The following is a 22,501-nucleotide window of genomic DNA, read 5'->3' on the forward strand; positions in this document are numbered from 1 at the left end:
TCCTGGAAAGGAGCCGGACGTGGACCTCCTCGACATGTGCCTGCTCGGCGCCGCCGGAGTGGCGGCCGGAGGGGTCAACGCGATCGCCGGCGGCGGCTCGCTCATCTCGTTCCCCGCCCTGCTGGCCGTGGGCTGCCCGAACCTCACGGCCAACGTGACCAACACGGTCGCGCTGTGGCCCGGCTACGTCGGAGGCGTGGCCGGCTACCGCGCGGAACTGGACGGCCAGCGCGGACGCGTGATCGCGCTGAGCGTGACCGGCGTCCTCGGAGCCGTCGCCGGCTGTCTCCTCCTGCTGCTCACCCCGGCGAGCGTCTTCGCCGCGCTCGTTCCCGTGCTGATCGCGCTGGCCAGCCTTCTCCTGGCGGCACAGCCGTGGCTGAAACGCCGGCTCGACGCGGCACAGCGCCTCACCGGGAGGCGGCACCGCACGGCGCTCCACGGCGGCGTGCTGGTCGGAGGCGCTTACGGCGCCTACTTCGGCGCCGGGCTGGGCGTGATGCTGCTCGGGCTGCTCGGGGTCTTCGTGCACGACCGCCTGCAGCGCCTCAACGCCGTCCGCGCGGTGCTGTCCCTGGTGATCAACACGGTGGCCCTCTCCGCGTTCGCGCTGTTCGGGCCGGTGCGCTGGCCGGCCGCGGGAATCATGGCCGTGACCAGCCTGGCCGGAGGGTTCCTCGGCGCCCGTGCGGCCCGCCGGATGTCTCCCGGCCTTCTGCGGGCCGTCGTCGTCACGTTCGGGCTCGGGGTCGCCCTCGTCCTCGCCCTGCGCTGAGGGCGGGCTCAGGAGGGTTCGCCGGCCCGCTGGGCACGGGCCGAGGCGTACAGGCAGACCGCGGCGGCCGTGGCCAGGTTGAGGCTCTCGGCCCCGCCGTAGATCGGGACGCGCACGACCTCGTCGACCGCGTCCAGGATCTCGTCCGGCAGGCCCCACGCCTCATTGCCGAAGACCCAAGCCGTCGGGCCGGCGAGGGTTCCGTTGTCCAGCGTGGCGTCCAGGGAGCACTTCCCGGCACCATCGGCGGCCAGGACGGTGAGGCCCGCCTCCTTCAACGCCGGGATGAGGACGTCGAACCGCGGTCCGACGACGACCGGAAGATGGAACAGGCTGCCCGCCGACGCGCGTACGCACTTGCCGTTGTACGGATCGACGGAGGCGTCAGTGAAGATCACCGAGTCGGAGCCCGCGGCGTCGGCGGTGCGCAGCACCGTGCCGGCGTTTCCAGGGTCCCGCACGTGCGCCAGCACGGTCACGAGCCGCGGCGGCGGCTCGAGCGCCGCCGGCAGGCCGACGTCCACGAACGCGCAGACGGCCAGCAGGCCCTGCGGTGTGACGGTCTGGGCGAGTTCGGCCATGACCTCACCGCTCACCCGGAAGGTCGGGACTCCGGAACCCTCGGCCTGAGCGATCAGGTCGTGGTGGCGGCTCTCCGCCTCGGCGGTGGTGAACAGCTCGGTGAGGACGCCGTCGAGCGCGAGGGCCTCGCGTACGGCCTGGGGGCCTTCGGCGAGGAACCGCCGCTCGCGGCGGCGGAAGGCGCGTTTGGCGAGCCGACGAGCCGCCTTCACCCGTGGTGATCGAGTAGAGGTCAGCTCGCGGCCCGCCATCAGCGTCGTTTCTCGCTCGGTCAGGCCGCCGCGCTGCCCTCGGCGGGCAGCGCCTTCTTGGCCGTCTCGACGAGGACCGCGAACGCCGCGGCGTCGTTCACCGCGAGCTCGGCGAGCATGCGGCGGTCGACCTCGACGCCGGCCTCGCGCAGGCCCTGGATGAACCGGTTGTACGTCATGCCGTTCGCGCGGGCCGCCGCGTTGATCCGCTGGATCCACAGACGGCGGAACTGGCCCTTGCGGTCCTTCCGGTCCCGGAAGGCGTACGTCATCGAGTGGAGCTGCTGCTCCTTGGCCTTGCGGTACAGCCTCGACCGCTGGCCACGGTAGCCACTCGCCCGCTCGAGGACGACCCGACGCTTCTTGGCGGCGTTGACCGCCCGCTTCACGCGTGCCACGTCTTAGAACTCCTTCGTGGAGGCCGTGCCTTGTCGGCCCGGCCGGTCGTTCGACTAACGGGACTCCCGGCACCCTATGAGGTGCCGGAGCCCGGCGATCAGGTGGTGCCGGGCTCAGTCGCCGAGCAGCTTCTTGATCTTCTTTACGTCGTTCTTCGACAGGACGACCGCTCCGTCGAGCCGGCGCGTGCGCTTGGTCGGCTTGTGCTCGAGCAGGTGGTTACGGTTGGCGCGGCGGCGCATGACCTTGCCGGTGCCCGTCTTCTTGAAACGCTTCTTGGCACCACTGTGCGTCTTCATCTTCGGCATGGTCGCCGACGTCTCCCTATGTCCGTGCGCCTCGTTCCGGGCATGCCGACTCCGCGTGGAGTGCCGGACGCCGGGAAGGCGCGGTGTGCGTACCTCATCGCGAGACGACCCCGCTCAGTGAGCAGGGTCGCGGCGGAGCGGGTCCCGGTCAGGCCGGGGTGCCGTGCTCCTCCTGCCGTCGCGCCCGACTGCCGGTCGCGCGCGGGCCTTCGGCCTTCGCCTCGCTCTTCTTCTTGTGCGGGCCGAGGACCATGATCATGTTGCGGCCGTCCTGCTTGGGCCGCGACTCGACGAAGCCGAGCTCCTCGACGTCCTCCGCCAGCCGCTGCAGCAGCCGGAAGCCCAGCTCCGGTCGGGACTGCTCGCGGCCACGGAACATGATCGTGACCTTGACCTTGTCACCTGCCTTGAGGAACCGCTCGACGTGGCCCTTCTTGGTGCCGTAGTCGTGCGGATCGATCTTCGGCCGGAGTTTGATCTCCTTGATGACCGTGTGCGCCTGGTTACGTCGCGCATCGCGGGCCTTCATCGCGGACTCGTACTTGAACTTTCCGTAGTCCATGAGCTTGGCCACGGGCGGCCTCGCGGTCGGGGCGACCTCGACGAGGTCGAGGTCGGACTCCCGGGCGAGGTCGAGTGCCTTGGCGATCGGCACGATGCCGACCTGTTCGCCGTTCGGACCGACGAGCCGGACCTCGGGCACGCGAATGCGCTCGTTGATACGCGGTTCGGCGCTGATGGGACCTCCTTGGGGCTTTCGAGCTGTCCTGACCGGCCATGCCCCGGGCCCTTTCAAACGAAAAAGCCCCGCACGACTCGCATGCAGGGCCACCACCGGACGCCTCGACGGCCAGAGCCGACGAGGCGGGCACGCCAGCAGCGTGCCGGACCGGAACCCATCAGCCTCTCGACTCCCGAGGGAGCGCGGCCGATCAGGTGGGAGGTAACCTCCGCTTGCGCGCCCGACGCGTGCACGCCGGGCCAGTCAAAAGTCAAGGGTATCAGCTTTTAGACCGCACGTCGAAGGCGGCAGCCTCCCGCGCTTCGAAGGCGCGCACTTCGAAGGCCGCGGTCACCCGGACCGGCTCGGCGAGATCCGCGACCCGCGCCCGCAGGACCGCCGGTTCGGTGTGACGGGCGCTCGGCCCCATCCCCACGAGCGACAGCACCTCCGAGCGCGTCAGGGACAGCGGAACCTCCAGCGACCAGGCGCCGGCGAGCGCGAAGCGCTCCCCCACCGACTCGGCCACACGGTCGGCCTTCCGCTCGTCCACGGAGATCAGCCCGAGCCGCCCGACCAACTCGCCCAGATGGTGGGCGGCCGGTGTGACGACGATCAGCGCGCCGCCGGGCCGGAGCACCCGGTGGAACTCCGCGCCGCTCCGCGGGGCGAAGACGTCGATGAGGACCGACACCGCGCCCGTGCGCACGGGCAGCGGCCGCCACACGTCCCACGCCAGGGCGCCGATCCGGGAGTGCGCCCGCGCGGCGCGACGCAGGGCGTGCTTGGAGATGTCGAGGGCGACGCCGGGGCGTCCGGGCAGCCGGTCCAGGACGGCCGCGAGGTAGTGGCCCGTACCCGCCCCGGCGTCCAGCACGCAGCCCTCCCCCTGGTCGAGCGCGGCCGCGCGTTCGGCGATCAACTCGGAGAGCGGGGCGAAATGGCCGCCGCCGAGGAAGTCGGCGCGCGCCGCGACCATCTCCAGAGTGTCCGCGGTGCCCAGGTTGGCCCTGCCGGTCAGCAGGTTGGCGTAACCCTGCCGGGCGATGTCGAACGCGTGCCCTGCGGAACAGCGCAGGGTCGTCCCCGCGACGGCGAGGTCGCCCGCGCAGAGCGGGCACTGGAGGTACGGAACGACGTCGGCGAGCACTCTCCCATGATGGTGCAGCCGGGCGAACGCTTCGTCCGCCGCTTGTCCATATATCGATGGTCGGTATATAACGACGACATGAAGAACAGGTCGCTCCAGGAACCGACGTTCCTGATCCTCACGGCGTTGGCGGCAGGACCCCAGCACGGTTACGGCATCATCGGCGACGTCGAGCGGATCTCCGACGGGCAGGTGCGCCTGCGGGCCGGCACCCTCTACGCGGCCCTCGACCGGCTGACCTCCGACGGTCTCGCCGAGGTCGACCGCGAGGACGTCGTCGAGGGCCGGCTGCGCCGTTACTACCGGCTCACCGAGACCGGGGCGGCGCGTCTCGCCGCCGAGGCCGAACGCCTGCGCCGCAACGCCGAGACCGCCACCGCGCGCCTGCGCCTCGCCGGAGGACCCGCGTGAGCCCCCTCGAACACCGCCTGCGCCGCTGGCTACGGCTCTATCCGATCGACCAGCGGGAAGAGATGCTCGGCGTCCTCCTCGCCACCGCCGGCCCCGGACAGGGGCGGCCGAGCCCCCGGGATGTGGCCGATCTGCTGACGGGAGCCGCCCGGATCCGCCTGCGACGCGAGTTCCGGTCCCTCGGCGGACCGGTCTGGCGCGACGCGTTCGCCCTGCTCGCCCTGGTGACGACCGCGCTGACGGCCATCGCGCTGGTCGCCTACTTCCGAAGTGAGCCGATGTTGGCGTCCGGCAATCTGCTGGCGTTCGACATCCCGTCGGGCCGCTCCTACGCGGACCTGTTCCCCGAGCCCGCCCAGGTCTGGCCGATGTGGGCTCCATGGCCGGTCGTCGGCGTGCTCAGTCTGCTACGCCTGCGTCGCGCAGCCGCCGGCCTCGCCTGGGCCGCGGCTCTGTCCCAGCTGCCGTGGCTGGCCGTGGCACAGGGACGCTATGCCCTGCAGACCGGTGACGTGGAAGGCAACCTGATGTGGTTCGGCCTGGCGGTCCTGGCCGCCTCGGCACTGTCCCTGTCCGACGGTCTCCGCCACGCCATAGCGCTGCTCGGCCGGTGGCGCGGCACCGCCCTGCTGACCGGCGTCACCGCCTTCGCCTGCGCGCTGCTGGGCCTCCCCGCGTCAGGCACCCCTCTGGCGGAAGTCCGCAGCATCATCCCCGTGCAGTCGGCGGTGGTCTACGATCCGAGATGGCTACCGGCGGTCGGCGCGCTCGCGCTCATACTGGCCTCCTGTGCCCATCCGCGCTCGGCGTCCGGCCGGCGCTCGATCGTCGCGATCCTGCTCGCCCTGTCGCCGCTGCTGGGCTCGCTGGCAATGTGGTTCACGACCTTCACGATGATCGGGCCGGCGTCCATCGCGCTGCTCATGACCGCTTTCCCGGTCCTGCTCGCGATCATGGCCGGCGCCTTCGCCGCGCGCCTTCGCGCACGGCACCGCAGCGCGTCATGACACGGCGGCGCGCATCGCCTCCACCGGGGCGGGTGCGCGCCCGGTCATGAGCTCGACCTGGCGGGCGGCCTGGTGCACCAGCATGGGCAGCCCGCCCACGACGATGCCGCCGCGGCCGCCGACGGCCTCGGCGGACGCGGTCGGCCACGGCGCGTACACGACGTCGAAGAGCGCGTTCGTAGCACCGGCGATCGCCTCGGCGTACGGGTCGGCGGCGTGGGCCGGCAGCGTCGAAATGATCAAATCGGCGTGCGGCATCGCGTCGGCGAAGGTCTGCACCGCCACCGAGACGCCGAGCCGGTCGGCCGCCGAGACCGCCTCGGCGGCGCGTCCCGGGCTGCGTACGACGACCACGGCCTTCGGGAGTCCGAGGTCCCGCAGGGCCGCCAGGGCCGAGCAGGCGGTCGCCCCGCCGCCGAGCACGGCGGCCGACCCGGGCGACCGCACCCCGGCCTCGGTCAGCGCGGTGACCATGCCGTACACATCGGTGTTGTAACCGAGCCGGCGGCCCTCCTGGAAGACCACGGTGTTCGCGCCGCCCACCGCGCGCGCCAGCCCGGACACCTCGTCGAGGAGCGGCAGCACGGCGCGCTTCAGCGGCATCGTCAGTGACAGGCCCGCCCACGGCCGCTCCAGCAGGCCGGGAAGGTCCACCTCGCGGCACTCGACCGCCTCGTAGGTCCAGTCGAGACCGAGTTCGGCGTACGCGGCGCGGTGCAGCGCCGGCGACAGCGAGTGGGCGATCGGCGATCCGAGGACTGCGGCGCGCGTCATCCGTGCCCCGTGTTGCGTGCGAGTTCCTGCCGGAGCCTCTGGAACTCGGTGTAGCTGCTGGTGAACTTGGTGACCCTGTTCTTCGGGTCGGTGGCCACGAAGTACAGCCAGTTGCCCTGCGCGGGCTCGAGCGCGGCCTTGAGCGCGACCTCACCCGGGTTGTCGATCGGGCCGGGCGGCAGACCTGCGACGTTGTAGGTGTTGTAGGGGTTCTTGACCTTGGTCTCCGCGAGGGTGGCCACGGTGTTGTACTTGCCCAGGGCGTACATGACGGTGCTGTCGAGCTGGAGCTTCCTCATCCACGGCTGCGAGCTGTGGAGCCGGTTGTCGATGACCCGGGCGACCTTCGGCATGTCCTCCGGCCGGCCGCTCTCGGCCTGGACGAGGCTGGCGATCGTGACGACGTCGCCCGGCGACATGCCCAGGTCGCGGGCCTTCGCCTCCAGGTCGACGTCGGCGGCGACCTTCTTGAACTGGTCGACCATCGAGCGCAGGATCTGCGTCGCGCTGGACTTCGGGTCCGGGTCGTACGTGAAGGGGTAGAGGTAGCCTTCGAGCTTGCCCTTGGCGTACGAGGGCAGGCCGAGCTTCTCGGGGTGGTTCGCGGCCTTCTGGAAGTCCTTCAGCGGGATGTGGGTCTTCTTGGCCAGCAGCGGCAGGATCTGGACGACCCGCTTGCCCTCGGCGATCGTGAGCCGGCCCGCGCGCGAGGCGTCGCTGAGCAGGAGCGCGAGCGCCGACTTCACCGACATCTGCCGGCGCAGGTGGTAGTAGCCCGGCTGGATGCTCGTCGCCCTGGTGTCCTTGGACGCGAGCTTGATGTACGCGTCGACCGACTTGACGACGCCGGCGTCCTTGAGCCGGTTCGCCATGAGGGCGACCGAGTCGCCCTCATGGATCCAGACGGTGACGCTGCCGCTGCCCTCGCCCTTGTAGTCGGGCGGATTGAGCATGCCGTTGATCGTGGTCAGGCCGACGTAGCCGCCACCGCACACGATCGCGAGCAGGAAGGCGATCGCGATGAAGGGCGCGAGTCTGCGGCCCTTCCGGGTCTTCTTGCGACGCCGCCCCCGGCCGCTCCGAGGGGCGCGCGGCGGACCGCCGAGAGGCTCCGGGCGCTGCTGGCGCTCGGAGAGTTGGCGCAAGAAATCGAGATCTGCGTCGCTCATGAGTCCCCCTGGACAGTCTCCCCAGGTGGGCGGCCCGTCAAGCGCTCGGCCTCGAGCGCCGCCTGGAGCAGCACCGCGGCCGCCGCCTGGTCGACGACCTTCCGCCGTGCCTGCCCGCGCACTCCCTTGTCCCGGAGGCCACTTTCGGCTGTCACGGTGGTGAGTCTCTCATCGAACAGCCGTACCGTCTCGGGATCGAGGCGTTGTGCGATCTTCTCCGCGAACCGGCGGGCCGTCGCGGCCGCCGGCCCCTCTCTCCCGGAGAGCGAGGTCGGCAGCCCGACGATCACCTCGATCGCGTCGTTCTCAGCGACGATCTGAACGATCCGGTCGATGTCGCCCTTACCCGCCCGGACGGTCTCCAGGGGCGAGGCCAGGATGCCGCCGGGATCGCTGCGCGCGACGCCGATGCGGACGCTGCCCGCATCGACGCCGATGCGCAGGCCTTGTCTCACGTGGTCGCCACGGTCCGGCGGACGGCGCTCAGGGCCTCGTCGATGGCGCCCGCGTCGGCGCCACCGCCCTGCGCCAGGTCGTCCTTGCCGCCACCGCCGCCGCCGAGGACCTTGGCGGCGACGCCGACGAGCGCACCGGCGCGGCGCCCGCGCGCACGCGCCTCCTCGCTGGTCGCGACGACGATCACGGGGCGGTCCTTGGGGACCCCCGCGACGATGACGACGGCCGGCCGTCCGCCCAGGCGGCCGCGGACGTCCATGGCGAGCCGCCGCAGGTCGTCGGCGCTGGTGCCGTCGGGCACCCGGTGGCCGACGAAGGCGACGCCGCCGACGTCCTCGGCCCCGCCCGCCAGCTCCCCTGCGACCTGCAGGACCTGCTGAGAGCGGATCTTCTCCAGCTCCTTCTCGGCCTCACGGAGCCGCGTGACCACCCCGGAGATCCGCTCCGGGAGCTCCTCGCGCCGGGTCTTCAGCTGCTCGGACAGCTGCGCGACGAGCACGCTCTCCTTGGCGAGGTACCGGAAGGCGTCGATGCCGACGAGCGCCTCGACCCGGCGCACACCCGCGCCGATCGACTGCTCGCCGAGCACCTTGATCAAGCCGAGCTGGCCGGAGCGCGCGACATGGGTGCCGCCGCACAGCTCGCGGGAGTACTCGCCGATCTCGACGACGCGGACCTCGTCGCCGTACTTCTCGCCGAACAGCGCGAGCGCCCCCATCTTGCGCGCCTCGTCGATCGGGTGCACCGAGGCGTGCACGCCGAGGTCGTCGATGAGAATGGCGTTGACCTCGTCCTCGACGTCGCGCAGGACGCTGAGGGGCACCGCGCCGGAGGCGGTGAAGTCGAAGCGGAAGCGGCCCGGGGCGTTCTCCGAACCGGCCTGGGCGGCGGACTCGCCGAGCGCGTTGCGGAACCCGCGGTGGACCATGTGCGTGGCGGTGTGCGAGCGGGAGATCGCCCGGCGCCGTTCGACGTCGATCTCGGCGTACGCGGTGTCGCCCGCCTGCGCCTCGCCGCTGCGGACTCGGCCGCGGTGCACGATCAGGCCGGACAGCGGCTGCTGGACGTCGAGGACCTCGACCTCGGCGCCGTTGCCGAACCGGATGACGCCCTGGTCGGCGAGCTGGCCGCCGCCCTCGGCGTAGAACGGGGTGCGGTCGAGCACGACCTCGACCTCGCTGCCCTGCCCCGCCGACGGCACGCTCGCGCCGCCGACGAGCAGGCCGACGACCCGGGCCTCGCCCGCGACCGCGTCGTAGCCGGTGAACCGCACCGAGCCGGTCTGCTCCAGGAGGCCGCCCAGCACGGACACGTCGAGGTTGCCGGTCTTCTTCGCGGCGGCGTCGGCCTTGGCGCGCTGCCGCTGCTCGTCCATGAGGCGCCGGAACTCGTTCTCGTCGACGGACAGGCCCTGCTCGGCCGCCATCTCCAGGGTGAGGTCGATCGGGAAGCCGTAGGTGTCGTGCAGGGTGAACGCCTGCACGCCGGACAGCGTCGGCTCCTTGCGGCGCTTGGTCTCCTCGACGGACGCGTCGAAGATCGCGGTGCCGGTGCGGAGCGTGGTGAGGAAGGACTGCTCCTCGGCGTCGATGACCGTGTGGATGTGGGCGGCGTCGGAGCGCAGCTCCGGGTACGTCTCGCCCATGCCGTCGATCGCGACAGCGGTCAGCTCGTGCAGGTAGCGCTCGTCACCGGCGCCGAGCAGCCGCAGGTGCCGGACGCTGCGACGCAGGATGCGGCGCAGGACGTAGCCGCGGCCCTCGTTGGAGGGCACGACGCCGTCGGCGACCATCATCGTGCCGCTGCGGACGTGGTCGGTGATCACGCGCAGGGACACGTCGGACCGCGCGTCGCGGCCGTACTTGGTCTTGGTGAGGTCGGCGGCGCGGTCGAGGATCCGCCACATGGTGTCGATCTCGTAGATGTTGTCGACACCCTGCAGGATCGCCGCCATGCGCTCCAGGCCCATGCCGGTGTCGATGTTCTTGGCGGGGAGCTCGCCGAGGATCGGCCAGCCCTCCTTGCCCGCGCCGGCGCCCCGCTCGAACTGCATGAAGACGAGGTTCCAGACCTCGAGGTAGCGGTCCTCGTCGGCGACCGGACCGCCCTCACGGCCGTACTCGGGGCCGCGGTCGTAGTAGATCTCCGAGCAGGGGCCGCAGGGGCCGGGCACGCCCATCGACCAGAAGTTGTCGGCCATGCCGCGGCGCTGGATGCGGTCCTCGGGCAGGCCGACCTTCTTGTGCCAGATCTCGAAGGCCTCGTCGTCGTCGTGGTAGACGGTGGCCCAGAGCCGGTCCTCCGGGAACCCGAACCCGCCGTCGGCCTCCGACCGGGTCAGCAGGTCCCACGCGAATGGGATCGCCTGCTCCTTGAAGTAGTCCCCGAAGGAGAAGTTGCCCAGCATCTGGAAGAACGTGCCGTGCCGGGTGGTCTTGCCGACCTCGTCGATGTCCGGAGTCCGGATGCACTTCTGGACGCTCGTGGCCCGAGGGTACGGCGGGGTCCGCTGCCCGAGGAAAAAGGGCTTGAAGGGCACCATGCCCGCGTTGACCAGCAACAGCGTGGGGTCCTCGGCGATCAGGCTGGCCGAGGGCACCACGGTGTGGCCGCGCTCCTCGAAGAAGCGGAGAAAACGGCGGGCGATCTCTGCCGACTCCATCAGTGCAGGTCCTTGTCAGTATCGGAGTGTGCGTCGAGGCGCAGGGCGTCGCGCAGTTCTTCCTCGCGGTGGTTCATCGCGACGCGGACGTCGCCGGCGAACCCGCGTACGGTCCGGCCGAGCCCGACGGCCTGGTGGGCGAGGCTGTCCGGCAGGACGGCACGGACCGTCCGCTTGAGCCGGAACGCCGACCAGGCGCCGAACGCGGTGCCCAGCGAGAGCCAGAACAGTCGCCGGATCATCGCTTGCCGTCCTGGTTGCCGTGGCCACGGGAACCGATGGCCTTACGGACACCATAGGAAAATGCCGCGGCCTTCACGAGAGGGCCGCCGACGATCGAGGTGACGGTGGTGCTGACCGCGGCGGCGTTCTGGCTGACGCTGCCCATGTTCTTGGTGATCACGTCGACCCGGTCCAGTTGCTCGTTCGCCCGCTCCACCGTGCCGGCCATGTCGTCCAGCAACGGGGCGGTGCGGTCGCCGAGCTCGGCCACGGTCTTGGTCGCCTCGGTCAGCAACCGGGCGAGTTTCAAGAGCACGTAGGCGAGGAAGGAGACGAGTATCGCCCAGAACATGGCCACGATCAGCCCGGCCAGCTGTTCGCCCGTCAGCATGCGGCTTCCCCCTCCTGTGGTCGCGGAGAACTCGGTCGGACCGACCTTACCGTCCCGGGCTTGCGAAAACGCGCCCAGGCGACCATGCCGCATCCGCCGACGGCGCGGCCTCAGTCGGCGCGTCTGCCGCGGAGCACGGCGCGGAGCCGCTCCACCACGTCGGAGAAGCGCGCCTCCATGCCGTGCCTGGTCGGATGGTAGTACTCCCGGCCGTTCACGGCGTCCGGAGCGTACTGCTGTTCGACCACCCCGCCGGGGAAGTCGTGGGCGTAGCGGTAGCCCTTCCCGTGGTCGAGCTTGGCCGCGCCCTTGTAGTGCGCGTCCCGCAGGTGCGGTGGCACCGGGCCGACGAGCCCCCGCCGTACATCGCCGCTCGCCTCGGTGATCGCCCTGATCACGGCGTTGGACTTCGGCGCCAGGGCCAGGTGGATCACCGCCTGGGCGAGGTTGATGCGGGCCTCCGGCAGGCCGACGAACTCCACCGCGTGCGCCGCGGCCGTCGCCGTCTGCAGGGCCGTCGGGTCGGCCATGCCGATGTCCTCGCTCGCGTGGACGATCAGCCGCCGGGCGATGAACCGGGGGTCCTCCCCCGCCTCGATCATCCGGGCGAGGTAGTGCAGCGCCGCGTCGACGTCGGACCCGCGGATGCTCTTGATGAACGCGCTGATCACGTCGTAGTGCTGGTCGCCCTCGCGGTCGTAGCGGACCGCCGCCCGGTCGACGGCCTTCTCCAGGACGTCGACGTCGATCGGCGCGCCGTTCGGCGCGACGTAGGACGCGGCCTCGAGGTACGTCAGTGCCCGGCGCGCGTCCCCGCCCGCGAGGCGTACGAGGTGGTCCTCGGCGGGCTGGGCGAGCTCCACCGCGCCGCCCAGGCCGCGCTCATCGGTCAACGCCCGGCGGATCACCGCGCGGAGCTGGTCGTCGCCGAGCGGCTGCAGGGTCAGCAGGAGGGAGCGGGACAGCAGCGGGCTGATGACGGAGAAGAAGGGGTTCTCGGTGGTCGCGCCGATGAAGGACACCCAGCGGTTCTCCACGGCGGGCAGCAGGGCGTCCTGCTGGGCCTTGTTGAACCGGTGCACCTCGTCGACGAACAGCACCGTCTGCCGGCCGCCCATGCCGAGCTCCCGCTTCGCCACGTCTATGGCGGCGCGGACCTGCTTGACGCCGTCGGTGACCGCGGAGATCTCCACGAACCGGCGTTCGGTCGCCTGGCTGACGACGTACGCGAGAGTGGTCTTGCCGGTGCCGGGCGGACCCCACAGCACCAGCGACATGGGGACGTCCCGCTCGACGAGCTGGCGCAGCGGGGTGCCGGGCCCGAGGAGGTGCTCCTGGCCGACGACCTCGTCGAGGCCGCGCGGGCGCATCCGGACCGCCAGCGGCGCGTTGGCCTGCTGCGCCTCTTCGGCGGGCGTGTCGAAGAGGCTGTCGGCCTGTTCATGCTCCTTGCGCACCACGCCTCGACATTATCCGTTCGCCGGCGCCGCTCAGCGCGACGGAGACGATCACCACGGCGGCCCCGGCGATCCCGTCGAGCCAGTCGTGGCCTTTCCATGTCGTGGCCTTCCTAGGGAGCGTCACGATTCCCATCGAACCGGTCGCGGGTCATGATCCGGGTGGGCCGGGGGCGGCGTTACCCTGTGCGGCGTGACCCCCGCCTCGATCGATGACCTCCTGGCGATCACCGGAGGCCACTCCCTGATCAGGAGCGTGCACCCCGAGCGACGCGGTAAGGCCTGGCGTGCCGACGAAGCGGTCGCGTTCCTGCAGCTGAACCCCGACCGCGCAACGATCAGACGGGTCGTCGGGCTGGGCACGCCCGGCGCGGTGGCCGGTCTACTGGCCGGGCTGCGCGGCGAGTTGCCTCCGGACGTGCAGGTCAACGTGCCGCGCGGGACGCCACTGCCGCTCACGGACTCGTACGACTGGCAGTGGCGGGTCGCATACGAGGTGCCGCCGGCCCAGCCCGCCGAGGACCTGGTCGACTGGTACGGCGACGGCGACGCGATCATGGAGCTGCTGAAGCGCACGGGCGCGGACTGGTCGGTCTGGCCCCGTGACGGCAGGGCGCGCCGCTGGGCTGCCGTGAGGGACGGGAACGGCGGGCTGCTGGCCTGTCTCGCCGATCTCACCACCTCCCCGGAGATCGGTCAGGTCGCGGCGATCGCGGTGCATCCGGACGCCCGCCGCCGGGCGCTGGGCGCGTCGATCACGGCCTGGGCGATACGACGGTTGTTCGCGGAGGGCTGCGACGGGGTGGGCCTGGGCGTCTACGAGGAGAACACGGCGGCCATGCGGCTGTACGACCGGCTCGGCTTCGGCGACGAGGCGCGCACCAGCGCCCGTCTCCCGGCCTGACTTCGGTCAGTCCCGGGCGGGCAGCGGAGCGCGCTCTCCGGTCCGCTCGGCCGGTACCGGCGGGCTGGTCCGGCGCAGGACGGTGAGGGCGATGAGAACGGCGGCGACCAGGAGCGCGGCGCTGAGGGTCAGGCCGAGCGCGTACCCGTCGCTGAGGGTCGCGGGTGTGGCGATCGGTCCGGTGCGGTCGTGCGCCGCCGTTCCGAGGGCCGCCAGCCCCAGTGAGGCGCCGATCTGGCGTGAGCTGTTGAGCAGGCCGGAGGCGGTGCCGGCCTCGTGGGCCGCGACGCCGGCGGTGGCGGTGGACACGACCGGGGCGAGGCAGAGGCCGAAACCGACGCTGGCGACGATCGAGGGCCCGAGGACGTCGGCGAGGAAGGCGCCGTCGGGGCTGATCAGGCCGAACCACGCGAAGCCGGTCGCGGTCATGAGCCCGCCGACGACCAGGAGGGTGCGGGGAGCGAGCCGGTAGCCGAGCTTGACGGCGAGTACGGAGCCGACGACCACTCCGAGGGCGAACGGCAGGAACATGACTCCGGTCAGCGCCGCTCCGGTTCCGAGGACCCGCTGGAGGTAGAGGGACACGAAGTAGAAGGCCGAGGCCATGGCCGCGCCGACCAGGAGGTTGTAGGCGTTGGCGCCGGCGACCGAGCGGTTGGCGAACAGGCCGAGCCGGATCAGCGGTTCGCGGGCGGTGGTCCGTTCGACGTGGACGAACGCGGCCAGCAGCACGGCGGCGACCACCAGCGTCGTGAGCGTGACCGGTGAGGTCCACGCGTACTGGTCGGTGCGGACGATGCCGAACACCAGCAAGGTCAGGCCCGCCGTGGCGAGGACGGCGCCCGGCACGTCCGGCCGTCCGCCACGAGCGGCCGGCGGGTCGGCGGATACCCCACGCCAGGCCAGGGCCAGTGCGCACGCGGCCATCGGCACGTTCACGAACATCACCCAGCGCCAGCCCGCGTACTCGGTGAGGACGCCGCCCGCGAGGACGCCGAGGGCGCCTCCTGCGGCGTTCATCGCGCTCCACACTCCGAAGGCCCGCACGCGGGCCCTGCCCGTGGGGAACGTCGCGGTCAGCAGCGCCAGCGCGGCCGGAGCCAGCGCGGCGGCCCCGATGCCCTGGGCGGCCCGGGCGGCGACGAGGTGCCCGGGCTCCTGGGAGAGACCGCCGAGGAGGGAGGCGAGGCCGAACGACCCCAGCCCGAAGAGCAGGATGCGCCTGTGGCCGTACCGGTCGGCGGCCTTGCCGCCCAGGAGGAGCAGTCCGCCGAAGGTGAGGGCGTAGGCGTGGATCACCCAGGTCAGGCCCACGGAGCTGAAGCCGAGACCGGCGGCGATCCGCGGCAGTCCGACGTTCACGACCGACAGGTCCAGCGACACCATGAACTGCACGACGGCCACCGCGGCGAGCGTGAGTCCTGGCCGGGTCTTCGGAATCTTCGTCATCGCGGCCTCCGCCCCGGTGCTGCGTACCGACTTTTCGAACATGTTCCGAAAGTAGCATCCCGGAGGCTCCGCTGTGAAGTTCGAGCACCCGTACCGGTTCCGCGGCGGGGAACGGCGGGACGGCATGATGGGACGGTGCCCAGACCGTCCGCATCGCCCGGCCGTACCGGCCGGCCGCCCCTGACCTCCCGCGCGCAGATCCTGGCGGCGGCCCGCCGGCTCATCGACCGCGACGGCTGGGAGAAGCTGACCATCCGCCGGCTCGCCGCCGAGCTCGGCATCGGGACGACGACCCTCTACCACCACATCCGGGACAAGGAGGATCTGCTGGTCCTCCTGCTGAATCACTACGTCGAGCAACGCGAACGCCCGGACCTGCCCGGACACCCACGGGACCGCGTCGTCGTGGCCGCCACCGCGCTGCACGACGCCCTCGCGGGCTGGCCATGGGCCGCGGAGGTCCTGACCGCCGACGGTTTCGTCGGCCGGCTCGACGAATCGGCCCTGTGGATGGTCGAGGCCGTCCTGGCCGGAGCGATCGACCACGGATGCACGCCCGCACAGGCCGTCGACGTCTTCCGCAGCATCTGGTACTACACCGTCGGCGAGATCCTCGTCCGCGCCCACTCCGCCCACCGGGGAACGGGCGGCCGGCCCCTCCCCTCCTTCGGCGACCTCGACCCGGCCCGGGTCCCGCACCTGGCCGCCATCGGCGACGAGTGGCCCGCGCTGGCCGCGCGGGACACCTACCCCCAGGGACTCCGCGCGTTCGTGGACGGGCTGCTCGCCCAGGCCACGTCGCCGGCGCCGCCCGAGGAGGGAAGCGGGGCGTGGAACGGCCGATGACGCCGCGCTTCGCCATCGGCGACGGGTACGCGTTCTACGAGGGGCCGTCCGGGGACGGCGCCTTTCACCGGCATGCCGCCTTCCAGATCGCCGGTGCCGTCCGGGGCGAGGTCGTCATGGTCGACGCGGCCGGAACGTCACATCGGGCGGCGACGCTGCTCGTACCGCCCATGGCGTGGCACCGGCTGGTCCCGGCAGAGGGGCTGCGCACCTTCTTCGTCGAGCCGCACTGCGCGTTCGCCGACCGGCTGCGTGCGCACTGCGGGACCGGGGTGACCCCGGTCCCCGAGTGGCACGGCCTCAGCGAGCAGGACGTCCACCGCGCCGCCGTCCGCCCGGCGGAGGAGCTCGACCCGCGGCTGCTGACGGCCATGAGGATCCTGGGCGAGGAGCAGATCTCGATGCCCGACCTCGCCGCGAAGGCCGGCCTGTCGCCGCAGCACCTGCGTGCCCTGGCGCGGCGCCAGTTGGGCATGCCGCTGACGCGGTGGCGCATCTGGCGGCGCCTGCGCGGAGGCGTCGAGGCGCTGCGCGCAGGCCGGCCGGTGGCCGAGGCGGCGGTCCTGGGCGGCTTCGCCGACCAGGCGCACTTCACCCGGCGGTTGCGCGAGATGATCGGCCTGACGCCGGCGGTCGTACTGCCGCTCCTGTGCCCGCCGCCTCCGGAGTCCGTCAGCCCCGGTAAGCGACGTACACCGAGATCGAGCCGCTGACCGTCGGCACGACCTCGGTCTCCCGGACGTCGCGGAACCCCGCCTCGGACATCAGCCGGGGCAGGACGCCGTCGGCGTTGGGCCGGGTGTCCTCCCGGCCGTCCGCGAGCTGCACCGCACGGAACGCCAGCCGCATCGACCGGGTGCGCTGCAGTCCGTAGTCGGCGATGACCAGCTTCCCGCCGGGTCGCAGCACTTCGTGCATCGAGGCGAGCACGGCCCGTTTCATCGTCAGCGGGCACTGATGCAGCACCAGGCTGGAGACCACGGTGTCCGCCGGACCGTCACCGACCGTCTCCGCGAGGGCGTCGCCCATGCCGGCCCGCCAGTCCACCGCCGCCCCGGCGGCGTCGGCCTTGCGGCGTGCCACCGCCAGGACCCGCTCGTCCGGATCGACACCGACGATGCGCGCGCCCGGCTCGACGCGGCTGATCAGCAGCGCCGTCGAACCGGTGCCGCAGCCCACGTCCACGATCACATCACCCGGCCGCGGTGCCACGTGCATCGCGAGCAGGCTGCGCCACAGGCGCTCGCGGGTCAGCGCGACGACGGCGTCGTAGAAACGCGTGGGCGCGAACCGGCCCAGCGCGGGAGTGAAGGTCCGCTCGGTCATGCCGGCAGTCTCGGCCGCCACGCTCCATCGGGTCTTGAACGAACCGCTGCCGGCGCCCCGGTCAGTCTCCCTGCGCGTACTGCGCCACCCCATGGCCGAACGACCAGTCGATCGACTCGTTCTCGGTCAGGGTGATGAGGATGTTCCTCGGCTCGGTCCCGGCGTACGCGTGGGCGAGTTCGGCGATCCGGCGGTAGAGCGCCCGCTTCTGCTCGGGCGGCCGCCCGGAGCGCAGGGTGATCGCGACGTAGACGACCCCGTCGTCCCGGGGCACTCCGAGGTAGTCGTCGTACCGCAGCATGCCGCTCGTACCGTCGTGCCCGGTCAGCACCTGGAACCGGTCGTCGGGCGGAAATCCCATCGTCTCCCCGAGGGCCTCGTGCACGGCCCGGCCCAGAGCGTCGAGCCGCTCCGCGTCGGTCCCCAGCGCGTCGATGCGCACGAACGGCATGCCGACGGTCCTCCTTCACGGTGGATGATCCGGCTCCGCGCGAACCGGCGCGTACATACTAGTAGGTACAGCACTCGAACATCTCGGCCACCGCACCGACGGCGTCGGCGAGCCGACGCAACAGCCGAGGGACGGCTTGATCCACGTCATCCGCGTCCGGGAGAACGGCGGCACGAACCGCCCCTGCTCGGCCGCCGGCCGCCCGATCTCCGGCCGGTACGCCTGGTAGACGACGATCGACGTATGGTCGTGGTCGGCCCTGATCTCGTGCGTTCGCATGAGGTCCCACGATCACGGCGGCGCGCACCGCGATCAACCGATTTTCGTACGGGCCGGGGCCTCCGTCGCTCAGAAGGCCACCTCGAACCAGACCGTTCGTCCCTTCGCATCGCCGTCGACCCCCGAGGCGGCGGCGAGCATCCGGACGATGTACAGGCCACGCCCGCCTTCGGCGTAGTGCGGCGATCCCGTCGCGAGACATGGACGGTTCACCGGATGGCCACCGTCGGCGACCTCCACCCGTATCCGGCCCTCGCAAACCAGGGAGACGGTGACGGAGACGCTCGTCGAGTCGGCGTACTTGACGGGGTTGGTGATGAGCTCGCTCGTCAAGAGCTCGGTGTCGTCGAAGGCCGGGTGGTCGTGACCCAGGACGCGGGCCAGCCAGCGCCGAGCCTTGGCCGCGGACTCGGGAGCGCTAGGGAAGTCCGTACACCCGAGCGCACGCCTCATCGGCGCGCCGCCTCGAGCCGCTCGGCGATCCATCGGGCGGTGCCGTGAACATCCGTCACCGGCCCGATCACCCACGGCGAGTCGCCATGCCACCAGTAGTGGACCGCGCCGGCCAGGACGAGGCCCCGCCGCTTCGCGCTGATCGCCTCCAGCGTTGGAAACGGACGTCGTTGCTGCTGGACGAAAGAGGACGAACAATGCAGAACCGCCGCCGTCCCACGCTTCGGTTGCGCCGCCTCGCCGCCGAGATGCGACGCCGACGAGAGGAGGCGGGACTGACCCAGGACGAGGTCTTCGAACGCACGTCGATTAACCAGGCGACCCTCTACCGCGTGGAGAACGCGCTAAGCCGTCCGCAGGTCCGAACGCTACGCGCCCTGCTCGATCTCTACGGGGTGAACAGTGAGCGCACCGCCTACCTGCTCACGCTCCTCCGCGAGTCCGACCACCGCGGCTGGCTCGAGACGATCGACGCCCACCTCCCCGAGCGCCTCACGACGTACGTCGAGTTCGATGACGAGGCCCGCACCGTCTGGAACTACCAACCGTCGTTCGTGCCGGGGCTCCTGCGGACCGAGGCGTACGCGCGGGCGATTGTGCACGGGCTGATGCCGGAAGCGTCTCCCGGGGCCGTCGACAGCCGGGCTTGAGTCTTGCTCGGGGCGGAAAGCTTGGTGAGCGTCGCTCAGACGCGGCGGCTCGCCGACTTAGCTCCAGTCTCGGCGGGGCCTTCGCCGAGGGGTCGGTGCGGCCGATCTTGTCGGCGGCGGCTCTTACAGCCGGTCGCGTGACCGAGAGATCACCCACGGATGCCTTCGCGCGCCTGGGCTCGCGCTGGAGCACTACCTCGTCTGCCCGGACAACATCGAGCAGGACTTCGACATCGTCTTCGCGACGTACGCCGAGCGGCTCGTCAGCGCACCCAGGTGGAGCTTCTGGTGGGACTGAGACGACGGCGGGGACCCCGTCCCGGGGTCCCTGCCGTGTCAGGCCCCTAGTACTTCTCGGTGGAGGGGCGGACGATGTGGCCGGGCTCGTTCGGCTCGGCGGGCTTCTCGTCCTCCGGGCGGACGTCGATGCCCGCCTCCTTGCGCTGCTCCTCGGTGATCGGCGTCGGCGCGCCGGTCAGCGGGTCGAAGCCGGACGCGGCCTTCGGGAAGGCGATGACGTCGCGGATCGTGTCGCGGCCGGCCAGCAGCATGACGACGCGGTCCCAGCCGAACGCGATGCCGCCGTGCGGCGGCGCGCCGTACTTGAACGCCTCGAGCAGGTAGCCGAACTTCTCCTGGGCCTCCTCGCGGCCCAGACCGAGGGTCTCGAAGACCCGCTGCTGAACGTCGCCGCGGTGGATACGGATCGAGCCGCCACCGATCTCGTTGCCGTTGCAGACGATGTCGTACGCGTTGGCGAGCGCCTCGCCCGGCTTGTCGTGGAAGGAGTCGACCCACTCCGGCTTCGGGGAGGTGAAGGGGTGGTGGACGGAGGTCCAGCCGCCCTCGTCGGTCTCCTCGAACATGGGCGCGTCGACGACCCAGGTGAACGCCCACGCGGACTCGTCGATCAGGCCGCAGCGGCGGCCGATCTCCAGACGGGCCGCGCCGAGCAGCTCGCGGGTGGCGTGCGGCCTACCGGCGCCGAAGAAGACCGCGTCGCCGGGCTTGGCGCCGACCTTGGCGGCCAGGCCGGACCGCTCCTCCTCGGTGATGTTCTTGGCGACGGGGCCGCCGAGGGTGCCGTCCTCCTGCACGAGGACGTACGCCAGGCCCTTCGCGCCGCGCGACTTGGCCCAGTCCTGCCAGCCGTCCAGCTCCTTGCGGGTCTGGGACGCGCCGCCCGGCATGACGACCGCGCCGACGTACGGCGCCTGGAACACGCGGAACGACGTGCCGGAGAAGTACTCCGTCACGTCGACCAGCTCGTTGCCGAAGCGCAGGTCCGGCTTGTCCGAGCCGTACCTGCTGAGGGCGTCGGCGTAGGTCATCCGCGGGATCGGACGCGGGATCTCGTAGCCGACGATGTCCTTCCAGAGCCGTCCGACGAGGTCCTCGGCGACCTGGAGGACGTCCTCCTGCTCGACGAAGCTCATCTCGATGTCGATCTGGGTGAACTCCGGCTGCCGGTCGGCGCGGAAGTCCTCGTCGCGATAGCAGCGGGCGAGCTGGTAGTAGCGCTCCATGCCCGCCACCATGAGCAGCTGCTTGTACAGCTGCGGCGACTGCGGCAGGGCGTACCAGTGACCCGGCTTGAGGCGTACGGGGACGAGGAAGTCGCGGGCGCCCTCCGGCGTGGAGCTGGTGAACGTCGGGGTCTCGACGTTCACGAACCCGTGCTGCCGCATGACGTCGTGGACGATGTACGAGCCCTGGGAGCGGATGCGCAGCGAGCGCGACAGGGCCTCACGGCGGATGTCGAGGTAGCGGTGCTTGAGGCGCACCTCCTCGTTGACGTTGGCGTCCGTCTCGATCGGGAACGGCAGCGGCGCGGCCTCGCTGAGCACCTCGATGTCGGAGGCGACGACCTCGATCTCGCCGGTCGGCAGGTCGGGGTTCTCGTTGCCCTCCGGGCGGACGCGGACCTCACCGGTGATCTTGACGCAGAACTCCGAGCGCAGGTCGTGCGCCGTGTCCTCCTCGCGGAACACCACCTGGGCGACGCCGGAGGCGTCACGCAGGTCGATGAAGGTGACGCCGCCGTGGTCGCGGCGGCGCGCCACCCAGCCGGCCAGCACGACCTGCTGCCCGGCGTGCTCCCGGCGCAGCGATCCCGCCTCGTGTGTGCGGATCATCTCTCAGCAAGCCTTTCTTTCAACGTCGTCACGAGCTCGGCGAGCGGAACGGCGACCTGGTCGCCGCTGGCCAGGTCCTTGACCTGGGCGGACCCCGCGGCGATATCTCGCTCGCCGAGGATCACGGCATACGCCGCCCCGGACCGGCCGGCCCCGCGCATCGCGCCCTTGAGCTTCTTGCCGTCGTAGGACATGTCGGCGGCGACACCCGAACGGCGCAGCTCGGCGATCAGACCGAAGATCTTACGCTCGGCCTCCTCGCCCAGCGGCACGCCGTACACGTCGACGGTCGGCGCGGTGACCGCGGCGACCTCTTCGGCCTCCATCGCCAGGACCGTACGGTCGAGGCCGAGGCCGAAGCCGATGCCGGGCAGCGGCGGGCCGCCGATGTCCTCCGACAGGCCGTCGTAGCGGCCGCCGCCGCCGATGCCGGACTGCGCGCCGAGCAGCGGGTGGTCGAACTCGTACGTCGTGCGGGTGTAGTAGTCGAGGCCGCGCACGAGGCGCGGGTCGTCGATCCACGGGATGGACAGGTCGGCGAGCAGCTCACGGACCCGGTCGTGGTGGGCCTTGCACGCCCCGCACAGGTGGTCGGTGACGAGCGGGGCGTCCTCGAGCTGGGCGCGCACCTCCGGCCGCTTGTCGTCCAGCACGCGCAGCGGGTTGATCTCGACCCGCTTGCGGGTGTCCTCGTCCAGGTCGAGGCGGCGCAGGAACTCCTGCAGCGCCGCGCGGTACACCGGGCGGCACTCCCGGCAGCCCAGGGAGTTCAGGTGCAGGGACAGGCGGGTGAGGCCGAGATCTCGGTAGAAGTCCCACGCGAGGGCGATCGTCTCGACGTCGACGGCCGGATCCTCGGAGCCGATCGCCTCCAGGTCGACCTGGTAGAACTGGCGGTAGCGGCCCTTCTGCGCGCGCTCGTAGCGGAACGCCGGGCCGGTGGCCCATACCTTGACCGGCAGCTCGCCCTTGTTGAGGCCGTGCTGGAGCACCGACCGCAGCACGCCGACGGTGAACTCCGGGCGGAGGGTGAGCGACCGGCCGCCGCGGTCCTCGAAGGTGTACATCTCCTTGGTGACGACGTCGGTCGACTCGCCGACGCCCCGCGCGAACAGGCGGGTCTCCTCGAACACGGGGAGTTCGAGGTAGGCGTAGCCGGCGCGCGTCGCGGCGGCGGCGAAGGCGTCGCGGGCGGCGAGGAAGGTCGCCGAGCGCGGCGGGAAGTACTCGCTGACCCCTCGGGGGGCCTGGAAGTTCGAGCTCATGGTGGTGT

At 71.5% G+C, this 22,501-nt stretch carries 27 protein-coding genes; 8 read left to right on the plus strand and 19 right to left on the minus strand.

All coding sequences use genetic code 11. The features are described 5' to 3' along the window. Nucleotides 1-19: 19 nt before the first annotated feature. A complete protein-coding gene (locus NE235_RS06165; protein ID WP_252799974.1) occupies nt 20-775 on the plus strand; it encodes a sulfite exporter TauE/SafE family protein in 756 nt (251 codons plus the stop codon). 8 nt (nt 776-783) lie between these two features. Here NE235_RS06165 and NE235_RS06170 read toward each other — a convergent pair whose 3' ends face one another. The 5 genes from NE235_RS06170 to NE235_RS06190 all read right to left on the minus strand — a co-directional run bounded on the left by NE235_RS06170 (nt 784) and on the right by NE235_RS06190 (nt 4,186). Further along, the gene (locus tag NE235_RS06170; RefSeq protein ID WP_252799975.1) at nt 784-1,608 is read right to left on the minus strand and encodes a TrmH family RNA methyltransferase; all 825 of its coding nucleotides are present in this window, start codon (nt 1,606-1,608) and stop codon (nt 784-786) included. A 20-nt stretch (nt 1,609-1,628) separates the two neighbouring features. Then, nucleotides 1,629-2,006 carry a 50S ribosomal protein L20 gene (gene rplT, locus NE235_RS06175; RefSeq protein ID WP_252783341.1) on the minus strand — a complete coding sequence of 126 codons (378 nt, stop codon included), beginning with the start codon at nt 2,004-2,006 and terminating at the stop codon, nt 1,629-1,631. A gap of 114 nt (nt 2,007-2,120) precedes the next feature. Further along, entirely contained in the window at nt 2,121-2,315 is a 195-nt protein-coding gene (rpmI, locus tag NE235_RS06180) for a 50S ribosomal protein L35 (RefSeq protein WP_252799976.1), read from the minus strand. A 148-nt stretch (nt 2,316-2,463) separates the two neighbouring features. After that, nucleotides 2,464-3,111, minus strand: a complete 648-nt coding sequence (gene infC / locus NE235_RS06185) for a translation initiation factor IF-3 (protein ID WP_289848277.1) — start codon at nt 3,109-3,111, stop codon at nt 2,464-2,466. A gap of 205 nt (nt 3,112-3,316) precedes the next feature. Then, nucleotides 3,317-4,186, minus strand: a complete 870-nt coding sequence (locus NE235_RS06190) for a putative RNA methyltransferase (RefSeq protein ID WP_252799978.1) — start codon at nt 4,184-4,186, stop codon at nt 3,317-3,319. A gap of 78 nt (nt 4,187-4,264) precedes the next feature. Between NE235_RS06190 and NE235_RS06195 the strand changes: the two genes are divergently transcribed. Next, the gene (locus NE235_RS06195; protein WP_252799979.1) at nt 4,265-4,597 is read left to right on the plus strand and encodes a PadR family transcriptional regulator; all 333 of its coding nucleotides are present in this window, start codon (nt 4,265-4,267) and stop codon (nt 4,595-4,597) included. Then, a complete protein-coding gene (locus tag NE235_RS06200; RefSeq protein ID WP_252799980.1) occupies nt 4,594-5,604 on the plus strand; it encodes a hypothetical protein in 1,011 nt (336 codons plus the stop codon). Before NE235_RS06195 ends, NE235_RS06200 begins: the two co-directional genes overlap by 4 nt. On the opposite strand, the gene NE235_RS06205 is transcribed toward NE235_RS06200, so the two are convergent. From NE235_RS06205 to NE235_RS06235, 7 genes are all read right to left on the minus strand, one after another. Next, nucleotides 5,599-6,378, minus strand: a complete 780-nt coding sequence (locus tag NE235_RS06205; protein WP_252799981.1) for a shikimate dehydrogenase — start codon at nt 6,376-6,378, stop codon at nt 5,599-5,601. The two genes, NE235_RS06200 and NE235_RS06205, sit on opposite strands and share 6 nt — an antisense overlap. After that, entirely contained in the window at nt 6,375-7,547 is a 1,173-nt protein-coding gene (gene mltG, locus NE235_RS06210; RefSeq protein ID WP_252799982.1) for an endolytic transglycosylase MltG, read from the minus strand. Before mltG ends, NE235_RS06205 begins: the two co-directional genes overlap by 4 nt. Beyond that, complete coding sequence (gene ruvX, locus NE235_RS06215; protein WP_252799983.1) at nt 7,544-8,002, minus strand: Holliday junction resolvase RuvX; 459 nt, start codon at nt 8,000-8,002, stop codon at nt 7,544-7,546. The genes mltG and ruvX overlap by 4 nt, the downstream gene beginning before the upstream one ends. Continuing rightward, nucleotides 7,999-10,665 carry an alanine--tRNA ligase gene (alaS, locus tag NE235_RS06220; protein ID WP_252799984.1) on the minus strand — a complete coding sequence of 889 codons (2,667 nt, stop codon included), beginning with the start codon at nt 10,663-10,665 and terminating at the stop codon, nt 7,999-8,001. The genes ruvX and alaS overlap by 4 nt, the downstream gene beginning before the upstream one ends. Then, nucleotides 10,665-10,907: a hypothetical protein gene (locus NE235_RS06225; RefSeq protein ID WP_252799985.1), complete on the minus strand. Its 243-nt coding sequence runs from the start codon at nt 10,905-10,907 to the stop codon at nt 10,665-10,667. The genes alaS and NE235_RS06225 overlap by 1 nt, the downstream gene beginning before the upstream one ends. Then, nucleotides 10,904-11,278 (minus strand): DUF948 domain-containing protein, encoded by a 375-nt coding sequence (locus NE235_RS06230; protein ID WP_252799986.1) that lies wholly within the window; start codon nt 11,276-11,278, stop codon nt 10,904-10,906. The genes NE235_RS06225 and NE235_RS06230 overlap by 4 nt, the downstream gene beginning before the upstream one ends. A gap of 110 nt (nt 11,279-11,388) precedes the next feature. Then, nucleotides 11,389-12,738, minus strand: coding sequence for a replication-associated recombination protein A (locus NE235_RS06235; RefSeq protein WP_406567545.1), 1,350 nt, complete (start codon nt 12,736-12,738; stop codon nt 11,389-11,391). A 190-nt stretch (nt 12,739-12,928) separates the two neighbouring features. On the opposite strand from NE235_RS06235, the gene NE235_RS38095 reads away from it, so the two are divergent. After that, nucleotides 12,929-13,639, plus strand: coding sequence for a GNAT family N-acetyltransferase (locus NE235_RS38095; RefSeq protein WP_252799987.1), 711 nt, complete (start codon nt 12,929-12,931; stop codon nt 13,637-13,639). A gap of 6 nt (nt 13,640-13,645) precedes the next feature. Here the strand turns inward: NE235_RS38095 and NE235_RS06245 are convergent, their stop codons facing one another. Further along, the gene (locus NE235_RS06245; protein ID WP_252799988.1) at nt 13,646-15,130 is read right to left on the minus strand and encodes an MFS transporter; all 1,485 of its coding nucleotides are present in this window, start codon (nt 15,128-15,130) and stop codon (nt 13,646-13,648) included. Nucleotides 15,131-15,223: 93 nt separating this feature from the next. Here NE235_RS06245 and NE235_RS06250 point away from each other — a divergent pair, with 93 nt between their 5' ends. Together NE235_RS06250 and NE235_RS06255 are read left to right on the plus strand one after the other, a co-directional pair. Further along, nucleotides 15,224-15,934: a TetR/AcrR family transcriptional regulator gene (locus tag NE235_RS06250; RefSeq protein WP_252799989.1), complete on the plus strand. Its 711-nt coding sequence runs from the start codon at nt 15,224-15,226 to the stop codon at nt 15,932-15,934. After that, a complete protein-coding gene (locus tag NE235_RS06255; RefSeq protein WP_252799990.1) occupies nt 15,919-16,647 on the plus strand; it encodes a helix-turn-helix transcriptional regulator in 729 nt (242 codons plus the stop codon). Before NE235_RS06250 ends, NE235_RS06255 begins: the two co-directional genes overlap by 16 nt. On the opposite strand, the gene NE235_RS06260 is transcribed toward NE235_RS06255, so the two are convergent. The 4 genes from NE235_RS06260 to NE235_RS06275 form a co-directional block, all read right to left on the minus strand. Continuing rightward, nucleotides 16,607-17,260 (minus strand): class I SAM-dependent methyltransferase, encoded by a 654-nt coding sequence (locus NE235_RS06260; RefSeq protein ID WP_252799991.1) that lies wholly within the window; start codon nt 17,258-17,260, stop codon nt 16,607-16,609. The two genes, NE235_RS06255 and NE235_RS06260, sit on opposite strands and share 41 nt — an antisense overlap. Before the next feature lie 61 nt (nt 17,261-17,321). Next, nucleotides 17,322-17,711: a tautomerase family protein gene (locus NE235_RS06265; protein WP_252799992.1), complete on the minus strand. Its 390-nt coding sequence runs from the start codon at nt 17,709-17,711 to the stop codon at nt 17,322-17,324. 15 nt (nt 17,712-17,726) lie between these two features. Beyond that, nucleotides 17,727-17,990: a DUF4291 family protein gene (locus NE235_RS06270; protein WP_252799993.1), complete on the minus strand. Its 264-nt coding sequence runs from the start codon at nt 17,988-17,990 to the stop codon at nt 17,727-17,729. 69 nt (nt 17,991-18,059) lie between these two features. Then, nucleotides 18,060-18,443 (minus strand): ATP-binding protein, encoded by a 384-nt coding sequence (locus tag NE235_RS06275; RefSeq protein ID WP_252799994.1) that lies wholly within the window; start codon nt 18,441-18,443, stop codon nt 18,060-18,062. A 197-nt stretch (nt 18,444-18,640) separates the two neighbouring features. Here NE235_RS06275 and NE235_RS06280 point away from each other — a divergent pair, with 197 nt between their 5' ends. After that, nucleotides 18,641-19,093, plus strand: coding sequence for a Scr1 family TA system antitoxin-like transcriptional regulator (locus NE235_RS06280; RefSeq protein WP_252799995.1), 453 nt, complete (start codon nt 18,641-18,643; stop codon nt 19,091-19,093). Between the two features lie 184 nt (nt 19,094-19,277). Then, a complete protein-coding gene (locus tag NE235_RS38590) occupies nt 19,278-19,391 on the plus strand; it encodes a DUF4253 domain-containing protein (RefSeq protein WP_406567552.1) in 114 nt (37 codons plus the stop codon). 46 nt (nt 19,392-19,437) lie between these two features. On the opposite strand, the gene aspS is transcribed toward NE235_RS38590, so the two are convergent. Both aspS and hisS read right to left on the minus strand, forming a co-directional pair. After that, entirely contained in the window at nt 19,438-21,228 is a 1,791-nt protein-coding gene (gene aspS / locus NE235_RS06285; RefSeq protein WP_252799996.1) for an aspartate--tRNA ligase, read from the minus strand. After that, on the minus strand, nt 21,225-22,493 hold the full coding sequence (hisS, locus tag NE235_RS06290) for a histidine--tRNA ligase (RefSeq protein WP_252799997.1): 1,269 nt from the start codon (nt 22,491-22,493) through the stop codon (nt 21,225-21,227). Before hisS ends, aspS begins: the two co-directional genes overlap by 4 nt. Between the last annotated feature and the right edge of the window lie 8 nt (nt 22,494-22,501).

Source organism: Actinoallomurus spadix, from assembly GCF_024055725.1.
Classification (GTDB): Bacteria; Actinomycetota; Actinomycetes; order Streptosporangiales; family Streptosporangiaceae; genus Actinoallomurus; species Actinoallomurus spadix.